General features: G+C 45.6%; 14 protein-coding genes. 11 read left to right on the top strand and 3 right to left on the bottom strand.

Annotated elements, in window-relative coordinates; genetic code table 11:
- The first annotated feature begins 12 nt into the window (after positions 1 to 12).
- The 5 genes from ACK8P5_RS24095 to ACK8P5_RS24075 all read left to right on the top strand — a co-directional run bounded on the left by ACK8P5_RS24095 (position 13) and on the right by ACK8P5_RS24075 (position 4,687).
- On the top strand, positions 13 to 942 hold the full coding sequence (locus ACK8P5_RS24095; RefSeq protein ID WP_422658705.1) for a dihydrodipicolinate synthase family protein: 930 nt from the start codon (positions 13 to 15) through the stop codon (positions 940 to 942).
- A 16-nt stretch (positions 943 to 958) separates the two neighbouring features.
- Positions 959 to 1,438, top strand: coding sequence for a YhcH/YjgK/YiaL family protein (locus ACK8P5_RS24090; RefSeq protein WP_422658704.1), 480 nt, complete (start codon positions 959 to 961; stop codon positions 1,436 to 1,438).
- A 23-nt stretch (positions 1,439 to 1,461) separates the two neighbouring features.
- Entirely contained in the window at positions 1,462 to 2,865 is a 1,404-nt protein-coding gene (locus tag ACK8P5_RS24085) for an ABC transporter substrate-binding protein (protein ID WP_422658703.1), read from the top strand.
- A 93-nt stretch (positions 2,866 to 2,958) separates the two neighbouring features.
- Positions 2,959 to 3,834 carry a carbohydrate ABC transporter permease gene (locus ACK8P5_RS24080; RefSeq protein WP_422658702.1) on the top strand — a complete coding sequence of 292 codons (876 nt, stop codon included), beginning with the start codon at positions 2,959 to 2,961 and terminating at the stop codon, positions 3,832 to 3,834.
- 10 nt (positions 3,835 to 3,844) lie between these two features.
- Positions 3,845 to 4,687, top strand: a complete 843-nt coding sequence (locus ACK8P5_RS24075; RefSeq protein ID WP_422658701.1) for a carbohydrate ABC transporter permease — start codon at positions 3,845 to 3,847, stop codon at positions 4,685 to 4,687.
- A gap of 87 nt (positions 4,688 to 4,774) precedes the next feature.
- On the opposite strand, the gene ACK8P5_RS24070 is transcribed toward ACK8P5_RS24075, so the two are convergent.
- From ACK8P5_RS24070 to ACK8P5_RS24060, 3 genes are all read right to left on the bottom strand, one after another.
- On the bottom strand, positions 4,775 to 6,640 hold the full coding sequence (locus ACK8P5_RS24070; protein ID WP_422658700.1) for an LTA synthase family protein: 1,866 nt from the start codon (positions 6,638 to 6,640) through the stop codon (positions 4,775 to 4,777).
- 232 nt (positions 6,641 to 6,872) lie between these two features.
- A complete protein-coding gene (locus ACK8P5_RS24065; protein ID WP_422658699.1) occupies positions 6,873 to 7,562 on the bottom strand; it encodes a CidB/LrgB family autolysis modulator in 690 nt (229 codons plus the stop codon).
- On the bottom strand, positions 7,559 to 7,930 hold the full coding sequence (locus tag ACK8P5_RS24060; protein ID WP_422658698.1) for a CidA/LrgA family protein: 372 nt from the start codon (positions 7,928 to 7,930) through the stop codon (positions 7,559 to 7,561). Before ACK8P5_RS24060 ends, ACK8P5_RS24065 begins: the two co-directional genes overlap by 4 nt.
- 120 nt (positions 7,931 to 8,050) lie before the next feature.
- Here ACK8P5_RS24060 and cidR point away from each other — a divergent pair, with 120 nt between their 5' ends.
- The 6 genes from cidR (at position 8,051) to rsgA (ending at position 16,753) form a co-directional block, all read left to right on the top strand.
- The gene (gene cidR / locus ACK8P5_RS24055) at positions 8,051 to 8,944 is read left to right on the top strand and encodes a cidABC operon transcriptional activator CidR (RefSeq protein WP_422658697.1); all 894 of its coding nucleotides are present in this window, start codon (positions 8,051 to 8,053) and stop codon (positions 8,942 to 8,944) included.
- 153 nt (positions 8,945 to 9,097) lie between these two features.
- Complete coding sequence (locus tag ACK8P5_RS24050) at positions 9,098 to 10,699, top strand: catalase (protein ID WP_422661569.1); 1,602 nt, start codon at positions 9,098 to 9,100, stop codon at positions 10,697 to 10,699.
- A gap of 136 nt (positions 10,700 to 10,835) precedes the next feature.
- Positions 10,836 to 11,876: an oxidoreductase gene (locus tag ACK8P5_RS24045; RefSeq protein ID WP_422658696.1), complete on the top strand. Its 1,041-nt coding sequence runs from the start codon at positions 10,836 to 10,838 to the stop codon at positions 11,874 to 11,876.
- 107 nt (positions 11,877 to 11,983) lie between these two features.
- A complete protein-coding gene (gene pdaA / locus ACK8P5_RS24040; protein WP_422658695.1) occupies positions 11,984 to 12,778 on the top strand; it encodes a delta-lactam-biosynthetic de-N-acetylase in 795 nt (264 codons plus the stop codon).
- 183 nt (positions 12,779 to 12,961) lie between these two features.
- A complete protein-coding gene (locus ACK8P5_RS24035) occupies positions 12,962 to 15,256 on the top strand; it encodes an ATP-dependent DNA helicase (protein WP_422658694.1) in 2,295 nt (764 codons plus the stop codon).
- Between the two features lie 384 nt (positions 15,257 to 15,640).
- Positions 15,641 to 16,753 (top strand): ribosome small subunit-dependent GTPase A, encoded by a 1,113-nt coding sequence (gene rsgA, locus ACK8P5_RS24030; protein ID WP_422658693.1) that lies wholly within the window; start codon positions 15,641 to 15,643, stop codon positions 16,751 to 16,753.
- Positions 16,754 to 16,809: the final 56 nt, after the last annotated feature.

Genomic DNA, 16,809 nt, shown 5'->3' with positions numbered 1-16,809 from the left:
GAGCGCAACACAATGGGAAAACATGATTTGAACAAGTTCAGAGGTGTCATTGTTGCTTTCTACGGTTGTTATGACAGTCAGGGAGAGATAGATCCACAAGCTGTCCGTGAGTTAGCCCGGTATTACAAAAACGCTGGTGTGAAGGGACTTTACGTCGGAGGTAGCAGCGGCGAAGGAATGCTTCAATCCACAGCAGAACGCAAATTAGTACTTGAAACAGTTATGGAAGAAGTCGGCGGAGAAATGACGATCATAGCTCATGTTGGAGCACCGTCTACTCGTGAAAGTGTGGAGCTAGCCGTTCATGCAGAGTCTGTACATGCGGATGCTGTTTCAGCGGTCCCTTCGATATATTACAGACTATCTCCAGATAGTGTAGAGCGTCACTGGAGAGCGATGATTGACAGTACGACATTACCTTTTATTATTTATCATATTCCACAATTAACAGGCTTCCATCTATCCACGGGTATGCTGAAGAAGTTGTCTGCGCACGAAAATGTAATCGGTGTCAAAATATCTTCGGAAAGCACGTATGAATTGCAACAGTTCAAGGCAGCAGGGGGTTCAGACTTCCTTGTACTCAACGGACCGGATGAGCAGTATCTTGCAGGACGGAGCATTGGAGCCGATGGCGGTATTGGTGGAACGTATGGAGTCATGCCGGAGCTATTCCTGACACTTGAGAAGTGTATTGTAGACGGGAACCTTGAATTAGCAAGAGAATGGCAAGGGAAGATTAACGAAATCATAACGGAACTACTTAAGTTCCCATCTCTATACGGCGGATGTAAAGCCATTCTGAAACTTCGTGGTTTGGATATCGGTGAGCCGAGGCTTCCACTGCTTCCAGTTACATATCAGGACCAGGATGCAGTGATGCAGCTTCATCATAAATTGAATGCTTATATCGAAGAGGCTAAATCTTTACTCGGTTCATAAGGAGAGGACAAGGGTCATGATCGTAGGACACAAGGACCACTGGGAATCAGAGCGAGCATATGCCCATCCGGTCATTCGTCAAGCCATTGACTATTTGGTAGCGACGGATTTCACGGAGCTTGTCACCGGACAGTATCCGATTCGGGGCAAGGATATGTTTGCTAGAGTAATCGAGCTGACGACAAAGGTAAAGCATGAACAACTCGCTGAGAAGCACGAGCAATTCTTCGACATTCATTATTTAATTGAAGGAGAAGAGCGTATCGGTTGGAGCATTCAGGATGATAAGCTTGTCCCAACTGAGCCTTATAATCCAGAGCATGATGCAGCGCTTTATGGTGATATCCCTGCAGAGATGCAGGTCGATCTTACCCCGGGCATGTATATGGTGTTATTCCCAGAGGATATTCATAGGCCAGGGCTTACGGCTCAAGATCCGGGAACGGTACGCAAGGTTGTGGTGAAGATCAATACAGACTTATTTCAATCATCTTAAAAATATTAAAGGGGGCTTATTGCATGTTTAAAAAACGCTTTCTGGCTATGTTTACGGCATCCGTTATGATGCTTACCTTGCTTGCGGGCTGTGGCGGCAAAGACGCAGGTACAAGCGGGGGAACAGATAAAGCAGCAGGGAATGGAAAAGAAAATGTTGAGATTTCCTTGTGGCTGACTCCACAGTGGAAGGGCGTATATGGGGCTTCAGAGGAAAATGCGGATTATGACAGCTTCTTTAAAGCAGCTGCTGATAAATTTGCTAAGCAATATGACAAATACAACGTGAAGGTGAACGTTCAGGTTATTGCTGGTGATCAGCGGGATGAGCTGTTGAATGTCAATTTGAATGGTGGAACACCACCAGATATTTTCTTTGAAAGCGTATTTGCTATGGGAGACTTCGCTCACCGCGGGGCGCTTGTGCCTCTGAATGACATCATCGATGATGAATCGAAGAAAGACATCGCTCAGAACTACTGGGATAACGTAACATTCGGAGACAATATCTATTTCTATCCGTTCTCCCATAACCCAGGCACACTGGCTTATAACGCAGATATGTTCAAGGCAGCAGGGCTTGAGAAATTCGTTGGTGGAGATACCGAGATTAAAACTTGGACACTTAGCGAATATGAAGAAATTTTGGATGGTCTGAAAAATAACCTTGAAGCAAAATACCCAGGCGCTCGCCCAATGGCGCTGTATGGTCTGAATAACCAAGGCGATACATGGAACCTAGCTTACCTGCGTATGTTCGGTAATAAGTTCTTTGATGATGAAGGCAACATTGTTGTCGATGATGCGAATGGTGTTAAAGCAGCAGAATGGCTCAAGAAAATCTACACAGGTGGATACACAAATCCAGGTGCGGAATCTGTATCCTCTAATGATGCGAATGCGATGTTCCAGAACCAGAAGCTCGCGATCAGCTTTACGAACGCCGTACTTTATAACAATGCTAAAGCTGACATGGAAAGTGGAAAAGCACCGAAATTTGATATTCGCCTAGCTAATATTCCTTCCGAGAGTGGAGACCCATTGTCCTTCACCTATGTTGTTGGATCCAATGTATTTAACACAGGTAATGAGAAGAGAACAGAGGTTGCTAAAGATTTTGTGAAGTTCTATTCTACCGATCCTGAGCTTGTTAAAGCTTCGAAGAACAGTATTCCAGTAAGAAGCTCGGTTGCAGAAGAGTTGAAAGGCGAATTCCCACTCTTTGCTGCTTATGATGCGAACTCAAAGTACTTGTTCAACTTCACGGGTAACGTACCAGGTTACAGCCAGCTTCGTCAGGTGTTATACCCTGAACTTCAAGCGATCTACATTGGGGAGAAAGACCCTGCACAAGCTATTAAAGATTATCAGACTCAAGGTAATACGGTGATTCAAAAGGCGAAGGAAAGCTCCACGGTGTACAAATAAAATTTCGCCTATACCGACAAATTGATTCGGCTATTCTGGGACCGGGTCCTCCCCGGCCCTAGACCTGCTGAATAAGAAAGGTAAAGGATATCCATGAAACTACGCCATCAACAATTAAGAGAAAACATAACGGGTTATCTGTTTATTCTGCCTCAGTTCCTTCTCTTTCTCCTCTTTGCTGTATATCCAATCCTCGAAGGGATTAGGCTGAGCCTGTACCGGGTGGATTATCAGAACGAAACCTTTGTCGGTCTGAGTAACTATGCGACGTTATTTCAGGATCCTGTATTTTTTAAATCGATAGTCAATACGGTTATCTTTGTTATCTTTATCGTTCTACTAACAGTTCTATTCTCTATCTTTGTTGCCTCATCCATCTTTGATAAGAATGCTAGATACGTTTCCTTTATCCGGGGAAGCTATTACATCCCGGTTATGGTATCTATGGTCGTGATGAGTATGGTATGGAGCTTTCTGCTTAACCCGGCCAATGGTCTAATCTCCTATTTAACGAGTGAGCTTGGCCAAGGCAATATCAATTTACTTGGTAACAAAAAGACAGTGCTACCGGTTATCATCTTCGTCACTTTTGCGACCAACGTCGGTCAGGCCATTATCCTATACATTGCTGCCATGATCGGAGTTCCAAAGGATTTGTTCGAAGCTGCCGAAGTGGATGGCGCAAGCCGGTTAAATGTTATTTTCAAGATTCTAATTCCACTCGTTAAACCAACAACCATTTATATCACGATTATTAATATTATTGCGGTACTGAAAATTTTCGTCGTCATTCAACTGTTAACCGGCGGAGGACCGAACAATGCCTCAGTAACCATGATGTACTATCTCTACAACAATGCGTTTAAATACAACCAGATCGGTGTAGCTTCCGCAGTAGGGGTTATTATGTTCATCATCACACTGTTATTGTCCATTCCGCAGTTGAGAGCGATGTTCAAGGATAAGTGAGGGATCTACCATGCAGCTAATGAAAACCAGGAAGAAGCGGGAAAAGTTCGATGTGGTTGCGAATGTAGTCGTTATTTTCTTTGCGATCCTTAACCTGTTCCCTCTGTATTGGTTATTTACAAGTTCACTTAAGAACAGTTCTGATGTGCTCAAAATGCCACCAGACTGGTGGCCTGCCACGATCACTTTCTCCAACTATACAGAGGTGTTTCAAAGTCAGCCTGCACTTCGCTGGACCTTTAACAGCTTGTTCGTAGCAGGAGTAACCACTGTGTTCGTTGTCGTTGCGAGCTCTATGGCCGCATATGCTTTCTCTAAACTAAGATTTAAGGGAAGAAATGTACTCTTTATCGTCTTTATCTCAAGTCTCATGGTTCCGAAGGAAGTCATGATTGTGCCGTTGTTCCGTATTTCTCAGGACCTTGGACTTGTGAATAATCTCTTCGGTATGATCTGGCCTAACGTGGCCGCAGCCTTTGGTGTATTCTTGCTAAAAGGATTCTTCGACTCTGCTCCAGATGCCTTGAGAGAAGCATCCCGGATTGATGGGGCAGGCGAAGTTAGAACGTTCCTCCAAATCATGCTTCCGATTGTGAAGCCAGGGATCGGTGCGTTGTTCATTCTGAACTTCGTTCAGGTGTGGAACGACTACCTGTGGCAGCTCGTCATTGGTCAAGATAAGAATATGAAGACACTGATGGTCGGGGTTGCAACGCTGATGCAGGATCTTAATCCGAACTTTGCTTACAAAATGGCAGGAGCTACGGTTGCTGCGATCCCAATGCTACTCATCTTCATCTTGTTCCAGAGATATTTCACAAGCGGTATTACGATTGGCGCCGTTAAGGAATAGTACTAAATCAAAGCGATAAGGAATCAGAACAAAACAAAGGGGCATCTCCGAAGGACTGTAAGTCCTGTAGAGATGCCCCTTGCTTATTCATTTTGGTGTATGTTCAGGCAACTGTCTTAAGTAGCTGTCTGAGAGGTGAAGAAGTCGAAGCGCGCGATTGAATTCATCTTTGGATGCTTCAAGTTCTTTTTCGGTTTTGCCTGGCAGCGTGTACTGTTTACCGTCATCAAACGCATTACCGGGGATAAACAAGGTTGTATTGTTAATGAATGTACCGGATGGCAGGTAGTAGCGCTCAGGCAATAGATTTGTATCTTTCTGGTTCAGTAAATCTTGTCCGAAGTGAAGCTGATCATTCATCGAAACTCCTGTTAAATTCGCAATGGTAGGTAAGATATCTACTTGACCGCCAACTTGCTCCATCACTTTCGGTTCGATGTATCCTTCGCCGTGTATCATCATTGGGATATTGATCATATCTGAGGATACGTATTCGCGTCCGTATATTTCTTTCATTAGTTCTTTATCGTCATTGTCCAGCGAGTAGATAGGTAGACCTTGATGATCGCCGTATACGATGACAAGACTGTTGTCCCATATGCCGTCTTTCTTCAACTGATCGATGAATAGGCCCAGGGCATAGTCAGCATAATTCTGCGAACGGATATAATCGCCTACAAAAGTGCCTTCATAGCGTTCAGGTAGCGTCATCTTATATTTCTCTTCCGGAATAGTATACGGATGATGAGCTGTCATGGAGAGAATATGAGCATAGAACGGATTACCAGAGTCGCTCATCTTCTTCAACTGTTCTGCGGTTTTTGAATACAGTACTTCATCAGATGCTCCGAAGAACACTTTATCGGTCTCACCAAAGAAGGACTTATCATAATATTGATCGAACCCTAGCCCTTTATAGAGCTCTCCGCGATTCCAAAATTCCACGACATTCGTATGGAACGTAGCGGACTGGTAACCGTCTTTTTTGAGCAGTTTAGCCAAGCTTGGGAGCTGTTTATCTGCATAGTGCTGTGTAGCTGCTCCGCGTGGCGGGATGTAGAAAGAAGTATTTACGACAAACTCAGCATCCGATGTATTCCCTTGACCAACATTTTGGAAGAAGTTCGGGAAGTACAGGCTCTCACGAGCAAGCTTATTCATCACGGGTGTAACTTCTTTACCATCAAGCTTCAGTCCAATAAGGAATTTCTGGAATGATTCCATCTGAATCATAATGACATTCTTGCCTTTGGCATCACCTTGGTATGCAGCTGAAGTTACAGGAGAAATGCCTTTTAATTTGTCGACCTCTTTTTGGTTAATGGACTTCGCATCGACTAGTTCGGTGTTGTCCTGTTGAAAGATCGTATAAGCTTCGTAATTGAGAATACCCATCTCTTGAGCCCTAACAATCTCATTCATAATGCTCCGATTGGGCATAATCTGAATCAGGCACAGCATGAGTGAAATGACGAATACGCTGGAAGCGAGCGCTCGTTTTTCTTTCTTGGAATGTTTCTGTTTCCAGACCTTAACCTTGTCACTTCTCCACAGGAGCACGAACAATACGATAATATCTGCGAAGATTAGCAAATAATAAGGATCCATCAGAGAGAAAACACTGTTACTAACTGCGGTTACTTGGTTAACCTGTTCCAGGGCATGGTAGTTTACCATGACACCATAATATTTATAGTACATAATGGCTGCAAAAAATATGGCGGTAAGCAGTAAGTTAACGGTCATATAGGCCGCCATTTTACGTTTGGAAGCAAACCATTCAATCAAGCTGAATACAAGCCAGATGAAGGGAATTTCGGTAATGAGGGGCATCCATGGAAGGACATCATCGAAGATGACCATCCAAGCCAGATAGCTCTTCAGCAGCATAATAATAGAGAAGAATATAAATGGTTTCGTAATCGTTAAACGAAACCGATTCGTTGCGAACACCAGTACCGCCTTCCTTTCATGTCGCGCGGGAGGAGCGAGTAGCGCACCAGCCCTTACGCTATATTAGTATTATTTTTAATAGAAAAGTTGATCAAAGTAATTATGCGCCCTACAACCTATGGTTGTCAAAGAGACAAGAAACCCATTTCCAATTTCGTATAACAAGCAGAAAACAAACTCATAACGAACGTAAAAAAACCGGCTACGTGGATAGCCGGTGGAGGAAACAATTTTAGAAAATGAAGGACATCAGAATCGGTGCTGCACAAAGCGTGAACAATGCGGCAACGATCATCGAAATACTTGAAATGGTGCCTGACAGCGAACTAAACTCGAATGCTTTGGAAGTTCCTGTACCGTGGGCACTTGTGCCAAACAATATTCCGCGGGCGATATCACCCTTAATCCTGAATACCTTCATCACAAGCGGGCCGATCATGGAGCCCAGTATGCCTGTCATAATAACAAAGACTGCTGTCATGTTGGGCACACCACCAATAACTTGAGAGACATTCATGGCGATTGGCGTTGTAATGGATCTAGGCACAAGGCTAGTCGTCAGTGAGCTGCTCAGATGTAGCCATTTCGCAAGAAAAGCTGACGATATAATCGCCATAACCGATCCAGATACGACACTGACCATAATCTCGGTAGCATGTTTTTTAAGTGTCTGAAAATTCTTATATAAAGGTACGGCGAACGCAATTGTGGCGGGCTGAAGTAATTTACTTAGCCATCCGGCGCCTTCGTTGTAAGCCTCATAGGAAACGCCTGTCTGTGTCAGAATAATGATAATGATGACCGGAGTAATCAGGAGCGGCGATAAATATACTCTCGATCTTCGTTGATATAACTTTTTAGTGGCCCAATAAATGATAGCCGTGAGAGGGAGGCCAAATAGTGCAAGCCAGGATAAACTCATGAGGTCTTCCGCTCCTTTCTTTTGGATATCAGTGTGGCCATTAATCCGGAGCTGACCATAACCGTTATGGTGCTGAACAATACGACCACCATTATTTGAATTCCGTCGCTTTCAAACAGCGGAAAGTATTTCATAACGCCAACTGCAGCTGGAATGAAGAATAATAAGAGTTCAGCGAGCAGCCAGTTTGCCCCTAGCTCAATCCACTCCAAGCGTAGGACTTTGGTTTCAAGCAAGATAAATACGAGAACGATGCCTAATATACTTCCGGGAATGCCCAAATGAAGCCACCCGGCTAACTTGTCCATCAATATCGATATCAGCATGAAACCGGCCACTTGGAGACTTCCCTTAATCAATTGTTTCATGACCGGTCTCTCCTTTCATTGTTAATGAAAATTTTACAGTAATTATTTTCATAGGTAAAATGAATATATTGAATCGATAGCATTCCAAAAAGCTATAGTTTAATTATAGGAGGCTGGCTCGTGGATATTCGGCATTTGCAGTATTTTTTGGAGGTAGCGCGACTTCGAAGTTTTACGAAGGCAGCGGAGGCTTTATACATTACACAGCCAACCATTAGTAAGACGATTCGGAATATGGAAGATGAATGGGGGGTTACGCTTTTTCATCGCCAAGGCAAACGTACAGAACTGACCGATGCAGGTAGAATCATGTATCAACAGGCTCAGCAAATGGTGGAATCCTTTCAGCGAGTATCAGACGAGCTAGAGGATCTGATGAATCTGAAGCGAGGTCATTTGCGAATTGGGCTGCCTCCGATGATTGGATCGAGTTTTTTTCCCGAAGTCATTGGGCAGTTTCATCATAAATATCCGCAGATTACGATCCAGCTAGTTGAGGATGGCGCGAAGAAGGTAGAGGCTGATGTAGAGAGTGGACAGACGGACATTGGTGTCGCTGTGCTGCCGGTGAATGAGGAAGTATTCCATTACTATTCATTCATAGAAGAGAATCTCTTATTGCTTCTTCATCCATCTCACCGATTCGCAAGGCGAGAGTCTGTATCACTATCTGAACTGTCAGGGGAATCGTTCGTGTTGTTCCGAGAGGATTTTACCTTGCATGATCGCATCATTCGAGAATGTGTAAGTGCTGGATTTGAGCCCCGTGTCGTATATGAAAGCTCTCAGTGGGATTTGATTAGTGGGATGGTTGCTGCAAATCTGGGTATCGCACTTCTTCCGGAAACAATCTGTAGAGAGATTGATGCTTCACGAGTGACCATAATTCCCTTGGATAACCCATCCATACCTTGGCAGCTCGGAATGATCTGGCGTAAAGACCGTTACTTATCCTTCGCTGCTAGAGAATGGATTACCTTTACACGCTCTATTCTTGGTGAGAGTAATGAATAGCTATCTTGCTACATGATGTCCAATATGAAATGATCATACATTTCGAGGTGGAGGACATAATATTCATAGTAGTAAGCATGTGCATTTCAAGTAGATGCAGTTAAAGGAGATGAATGAATGAGCGAGCGGGAGAATACAGGCAGCGGCCCTGAAATGGATCGGCAGGGAGAAAATTACGCCCAGAATGTAGGAGAGACGGAGGATGAGCTTACACTTACGGATCGTCAAGGACATCCCATTCATGATAATCAAAATGTGCGGACGGTAGGTAATCGTGGTCCAACAACGCTAGAGAACTACCACTTTCTAGAGAAAATCACACACTTTGACCGTGAACGTATACCGGAGCGTGTCGTTCATGCGCGGGGTGCGGGTGCTCATGGTTATTTCGAAGCCTATGGTAAAGCCGGTGATGAACCTGCCTCTAAGTATACCCGGGCTAAACTGCTACAGACGCCGGGCAAGCGTACTCCGGTGTTCGTCCGTTTCTCCACTGTAGTTCATGGTAGCGGATCTCCAGAAACGCTTCGCGACCCACGTGGCTTTGCCGTGAAGTTTTATACCGAGGATGGCAACTGGGATCTGGTGGGTAATAATCTGAAGATCTTTTTTATTCGAGATCCTCTTAAATTTCCAGATATGGTTCATGCGTTCAAGCCTGACCCCGTTTCGAATGTCCCTGGACCTGTGGGCATGTTTGATTTTGTCTCCCGAACGCCAGAAGCAACACACATGATTACATTCTTGTTCTCTCCTTGGGGAATACCAGCGAACTATCGTCAAATGCAAGGCTCCGGTGTAAATACATACAAATGGGTAAACGTGGAAGGAACCGGTGTGTTAGTGAAGTATCACTGGGAGCCACTTCAGCAGGGCATCAAGAACTTGACGCAGAAGGAAGCTAGTGAGATTCAGGGACTGAACGATAGTCATGCTACACAAGATTTATATGAAGCGATTGAACGTGGCGATTATCCGGAGTGGGAGCTATGTGTTCAGATCATGAGTGATGATGATCATCCTGAACTTGAGTTCGATCCACTGGATCCAACGAAGCTGTGGCCAGAAGAGCAGTTCCCGTTTCTAAAAGTAGGCAAGATGGTACTTAATCGTAATCCGGAAAACTATTACAACGAGGTGGAGCAAGCTGCATTTGGTACAGGAGTGCTTGTCGATGGACTCGATTTCTCAGATGATAAGCTGCTTCAAGGCCGAACGTTCTCTTACTCGGATACTCAGCGTCACCGGGTTGGTACGAATTATTTACAGCTTCCGATCAATGCCCCTAAGAAAAGAGTAGCTACCAACCAGCGCGGAGGGCAGATGCAGTATTATGTAGATAAAGCGCCATCTCAGAGCCCGCATGTAGATTATGAGCCGTCCATGACAGACGGTCTGAAGGAGGCGCATCAACCGGCTAAGCCGCATGAGCCTCACTATCATGCGAATCTGGTGCGTGAGAAAATCGATCGCACGCTTGATTTCAAGCAGGCTGGGGATACGTACCGAGCATTTGAAGATTGGGAGCGGGATGAGCTTATCCGTAATCTGTCAGGTGCTCTGGTCCAGTGTGATGCCCGTATTCAGGAGCAGATGATTGCGTACTTTACGAGTGCGGATCAAGATTATGGACACCGAGTAAGAGAAGGAATCGAGCAGATGAAGAAGAATCGCGGTGGGGATGCTGTGCAGAGCGAGCGCGAAGAAGCTGTGCAAGATGCTGAACGAAAAGGCCACGAGGCCGATCCGTATTAATAGCGATGTAAAAAAAGTGCCGCCCGAAGATACGATGGCTGGGCGGCACTTTCTTTTTGCTGATTGATGAGTTGTAATGCTACTATATTCAAAGGTACATATGCTTTGTAATTTAATAGAAAGTGGTGATCGTAAGATGACGATACAAGTGGGGATTATCGGTTACGGATTATCCGGATCAACCTTTCACGCACCTCTTCTTACAAGTATACCGGACTATCAAATACATACTGTAGTGTCTTCCAATCCGGATAAAGTGAAGAAGGATCTTCCTCACACGAAGGTGATAAGCCATGTGGAAGAGCTGCTCCAAGACGATGAGATTGAAGTTGTTATCGTAACAAGCCCTAATGCAACCCATTACGAGTATGCCAAGAGAGCTATTGAATTTGGTAAGCATGTGGTTGTGGAGAAGCCTTTTACAGTAACCTCGGAGGAAGCGGATATTTTGATCCGACTAGCTCGGGAAAAAGGAGTTCTGTTAACCGTCTATCATAATCGCCGCTGGGACAACGATTTTCTCACGGTACGCAATTTGCTGGAGACCAAAGCACTTGGAAACTTATCGGTTTATCAGGTGCATTTCAATCGTTACCGTCCAAAGGTTCAGCACCGATGGAAGGAACAGGAGGGCCCCGGAGCAGGGGAGCTGTACAACTTAGGCTCACATCTAATTGACCAAGCTTTATTTTTGTTCGGTAAGCCGAAAACTGTATGGGCAGATATGCGTGCTGAACGGGAAGGCTCTGAGGTGGTCGATTACTTCCATATCGTGTTCAGTTATGAGAAGCACCGAGTCATCCTACATTCCGGTTCTTTGGTACGGCAGGCTGGACCAAAGTTTGAGCTTCACGGCGATAAAGGAAGCTTTCTAAAATACGGTCAAGATCCACAAGAATCGCAGTTGAAGCAAGGAATGCACCCGGGTGATATCGGCTGGGGGGAAGATCAGCCGGATCAGTATGGTGAGCTGGCCACAGAACTGAGCGGGCTAGCTGTACAAGGTGAGATCGAGACCTTACCGGGCAGATATCAGGCATTCTATCAGGGGCTTGCTGAAGCTATTCGGGAAGGGGCTGCAGTTCCCGTGAAACCGGAAGATGCGCGAGACACCATTCGTATGATCGAGTATGCGATGGAAAGCCATCGTACAGGGGCTACAATCACCGTAACTTAAAACGACACATAAGTTTTCTTCATTCGTGGGATAGTATGCTATATTGCCCTGTCATCGATTCCGGTTGGCAGGAGATTTGACTAAATCACGGAGAAGGAGATTTGAGCATGAATAAACGCAGCGTCCTTCGTGTGACGTCTATGATTTCGCTATGTATGATATTAGTGCTGGGGTTTTCCGGCTCGACTTGGGCGAATGGCAGCGTTCCTTTCCATTTCGGATTCAAACGAAGTGTGAACGGCAAGCTTCCATCCATTGATGAGGAAGGATTTAAGGAACTCCTCAAGAAGCATGGTGCCATCTTCATGGGCGATTCCGCGAAGAAAGAATTGTATATGACGTTCGATAACGGATATGAGAATGGATTCACCGCAGGTATTCTGGATACGCTTAAAGCGAAGAAAGTACCTGCAACCTTTTTTGTTACCGGTCATTATGTGAAGACCCAGACCGAGCTGCTCAAGCGAATGACTGCAGAAGGGCATATTATAGGGAATCATTCTTGGAGCCATCCCGATGTATCCACGATTTCAGCGGAGAAACTGACAGAAGAACTCAATCGTGTAAAGACTGAGGTAGCGAGCGTAACAGGCCAGAAGGAGATGAAGTATCTTCGGACGCCAAGGGGAATATTTAATGAGCGCTCTTTGGCTGTAAGTAAGGATCTTGGATATACGAACGTATTCTGGTCACTTGCTTATAAAGATTGGGATGTGAATGCCCAGCGCGGTTCACAGTATGCATATGAGAAAGTGACAGCCCAGCTTCATCCGGGTGCCGTTATGCTCCTGCACTCCATTTCCCGAGATAATGCGGAAGCGTTAGGCCGTATCATTGACGAAGCTAGGAAGCAGGGCTATGAGTTCAAGAGCTTGGATGAGATGGGGACACGGGCGCCGTAGAGATTTGAATTTATATACAGGCGAGCAGATACATGGCTACTCGGGAGCCGTGTATCTGCTCGCTTTTTTTATACTGTGTCAGAGTTTATTTTTTGCAGATAGAGAGTTTGATGCTAATACCTGGAAAAGGGATGTTTGGTATAATACAGACCAGAAGTTTCTGTTCAAAAAAGGAGATCGCGTATGTCTCATACCATTCAAATATCCGTAAGACCGCTTGTGGAATATGTATTTCGCAGCGGAAGTATTACCTCTGGCTTTCGGACAGCGACCACTCTTTCCGAAGGAACGAGAGCGCATCAGCAGGTTCAGCGTGAATACGGTGAACAAGATCAGAAGGAGGTCCATCTTGAGGCGGAAATTCCTTTTAAGGATCTCATATTTGCCGTAGAAGGACGCTGCGATGGATTAATCATTGGAGACGGAAATGGTCCGGTGATGATTGATGAGATTAAGTCCACGTCGGGCAACTTGGACGAGATCCATGAGGATACGTATCCAGTCCACTGGGCTCAGGCTCAAATGTATGCTTACATGTATGCTAAGCTACACAGCGCCAAGGAGATGTCGGTTCAGTTGACGTACTTTCAGATACCAGCTGGAGATATGAAACGATTTAAGCGAACCTTTAGCTATGAAGAACTAGAGCAGTTCGTGCAAGAAGTAGTAGCTGCTTATGCGCCCTATGCATACCTGCTTCGGGATCATGCACGGCAGAGGGATATGAGCATCAAAGAGCTGGCATTCCCATTCCCCGCATACCGCGCAGGCCAGCGCAAACTGATGGGTGCTGTCTATAAAACCATTGGCGAAAGTAGACGCTTATTCGCCAAGGCGCCGACCGGCATAGGAAAGACCATCTCAACGCTGTTTCCTACGATTAAAGCGATGGGTGAAGGAACGGTGCAGCGGATTTATTATTTAACAGCCAAGACGATCACACGTACGGCAGCAGAGGAAGCGGTGGCATTGATGGAGTCGGGGGGACTACATATGCATACCGTAACTTTAACGGCAAAAGATAAGATTTGCTTCGGTGAGGAAGAAGGATGCGGACAGGATTCTTGCATATTTTCCGAAGGTTACTATGATCGGATCAACGGGGCGATTCTGGATCTCTTAGAGAATGAAACAACCATGACCCGCCCGGTTATAGAAGCCTATGCTCGAAAGCATCAGGTCTGTCCGTTCGAATTCTCACTGGATGCCGCATATGCTGCAGATGCTGTGATCTGTGATTACAATTATGTGTATGATCCACGGGTATCATTCAAACGATTACCAGAGGAAGTGAAGAAGCGCAGCGTGGTTCTGGTCGATGAGGCGCATAACTTAGTTGACCGGGCGCGGAGTATGTTCTCTGCGGAGCTTAGAAAATCGATGTTTCTGAACATACAGCGGGCTTATAAAGAGGCCAACCCTGGACTATATCAGGCAACCAAAAAGGTGAATAACCGTTTTATCATATTCCGTAAGGTTAGCGGTGAGGAAGAGCGGATTGTCGGGACCCATCAGCCCGAATTGATGGATGAACTGCTTGAAGAATTCGTCATGCATGCTGAGGCGGAGCTCGTAACCGGTAAAAGCGGCGATGAAGTAGATGAACTACTGGAGTGTTATTTTGCAGCACAGGCTTATCTGCGAATTTCCAAACTGTACGATGAGCGGTTCGTGACTTATGCCGAGATGGAAGGTAATGAGGTATTTCTGAAGCTATTTTGCCTCGATCCTTCCTATTTACTACAGCAAGCAGGGAAGAATTATCGCAGTACTGTGCTGTTCTCTGCGACCTTAACTCCACTGATGTATTACAGAGATATGCTCGGGGCGGAGGAAGATGACTATAGTCTCTCGATTCCATCTCCCTTCTCCCATGAACAGCTAGATGTTCGCTTGATGCCCGTGTCTACTCGGTACAAGGATAGGGACCGCAGCAAGGATGTGATTGTTGATATGCTGGACAAACTAGTTAAAGAACACCCTGTGAATACCTTGATATTCCTACCCTCATATCCTTATATGCAGGCTATATACGATGCATTTATCAAGCTTAACCCTGAACTTCAAACACAGGTTCAGGGCCACGCGATGCGTGAGGAGGAGCGGGAGCTGTTCCTAAGCTCTTATCAAGCCAATGCAGAGGTGCCGTTGATTGGTTTTGCTGTGATGGGTGGTATTTTCTCAGAAGGGATTGACCTGAAGGGGGCGCGTCTAGAAAGCGTTGTTGTGGTTGGCGTGGGATTACCTCAGTTGTCGTTCGAGAATGATATTATTAAGGATTATTTCGACCGAAATGAGAAGAATGGATATGATTATGCCTACGTCTACCCTGGTATGAATAAGGTGCTTCAGGCAGGTGGCCGTCTGATTCGATCTGAAGAGGATCGAGGGACACTTGTACTAGTGGACGACCGATTCCAGAATCGGCCTTATCATTTACTATTGCCAGAGGAATGGCGGAACTATAAGCGTATATAGGATTAGGCGAATGATGATTTGTGGTGGTAATTGTTGACATGTCAGATTGCCACCCATATAATACGAATATACTTTTGATAACAAGGAGGCTGATGACAATGAAAAAGCAGATGAAGCGAGTTTACGTTGGCGTCGGTCTCTACGGACGGGTAAGATAAGTTGTTTTTAACATGAACTCATGATGATGAGATGATGTATAGGAACAACGGACCGCAGGAGACCATTTATGGTTTCTTGCGGTTTTTTTATGTCTAAGCACGCCCCCTTGTCCTACGGTGACAAGATTCATGAGGGCTATTCCTGTTAGACGTAGCAAACCGCAGATTATTTTCTGTGGTTTTTTTTGTGCCCGAAATATACCAAATCATAAAGGGGTTATCCGAATTGAATAATGAGCAGAACAATTTAAAGAAATATGGCTGGAATGCACACTGGCAAGAAATGATGGACAAACTAAAGGATCCACAGAAGCAGCTTGTACCCGCGCGGGTTACAGCACAGTTCTCGAAACAATACCGGATTGTAACTGAATCGGGAGAGAGAATCGCGATGGTGACTGGAAAATATGAGTATGAGGCTACAAGTCGTGCAGACTTCCCTGCGGTTGGGGATTGGCTGCTGGTAGAACTATTAGAGGGGGAGCCGAGAGCAGTTATTCATTGCCTGCTACCACGGGCTAAAGCGATGACACGAAAAGAGGCAGGAAGTATACCTGATGAGCAGGTTATTGCTGCCAATACGGACACTATTTTTATAGTGAATGCACTGAACCATGATTTTAATATTCGCAAAATCGAGCGGTACCTTATCGCCGTATGGGAGAGTGGGGCACAGCCTGTCGTGCTACTTACTAAGGCTGATCTGTGCGATGACCCTGAAGCGTACATGACGAAAGTTATCGATTCTGCTCCTGGCGTGCCTGTTCACGCAGTAAGCTCCTTACAAGACCAAGGGAGAGAAGCGATAGCTCCGTATCTTGTGCCGGGTTCTACCGTAGCGATTACCGGCTCATCTGGTGCTGGCAAGTCTACATTGCTGAATTGGCTATCCGGCCAAGATTTGCAGCGGGTACAGGGAATCCGTGAAGAGGATGCGAGGGGGAGACACACCACCACCCACCGAGAGCTGTTTATACTACCAGAAGGTGCGATTATGGTTGATACTCCGGGGATGAGAGAGCTTAAATTATGGGATGCGACGGGGGGCTGGGAAGAGACCTTCTCAGAGGTTGAGGAGCTTGCCCGGCAATGTCGGTTCAGTGATTGTCGTCATGAATCCGAAGTCGGTTGTGCGGTACAGCAAGCGCTCCATGCAGGAGTGCTTGATCAAGGTCGATTTAACAACTACAAGAAAACAGAGAAGGAGCTTGCTTATCTTGCGCGCAAGGAAAGGTCTACGTCCAGAAAACAGACGGATCAGTCCCGGGTTCAGGCAACCAAATCACGTCGAGGAAAACATGCAGCCTCGCATCCCTCCTCTGTAGATGAGTATGAGTGAATCTGAAATTTTCGCCTTGACCTAGAAGTGACCTAGAAGCACTGCCCTTGCCAAAT

It is taken from the genome of Paenibacillus sp. EC2-1 (genome assembly GCF_049311625.1).
Lineage (GTDB): Bacteria > Bacillota > Bacilli > Paenibacillales > Paenibacillaceae > Paenibacillus_AQ.
Note: the sequence above shows the minus strand (reverse complement) of the source record. Positions and strands in the feature narration are given on the sequence as shown.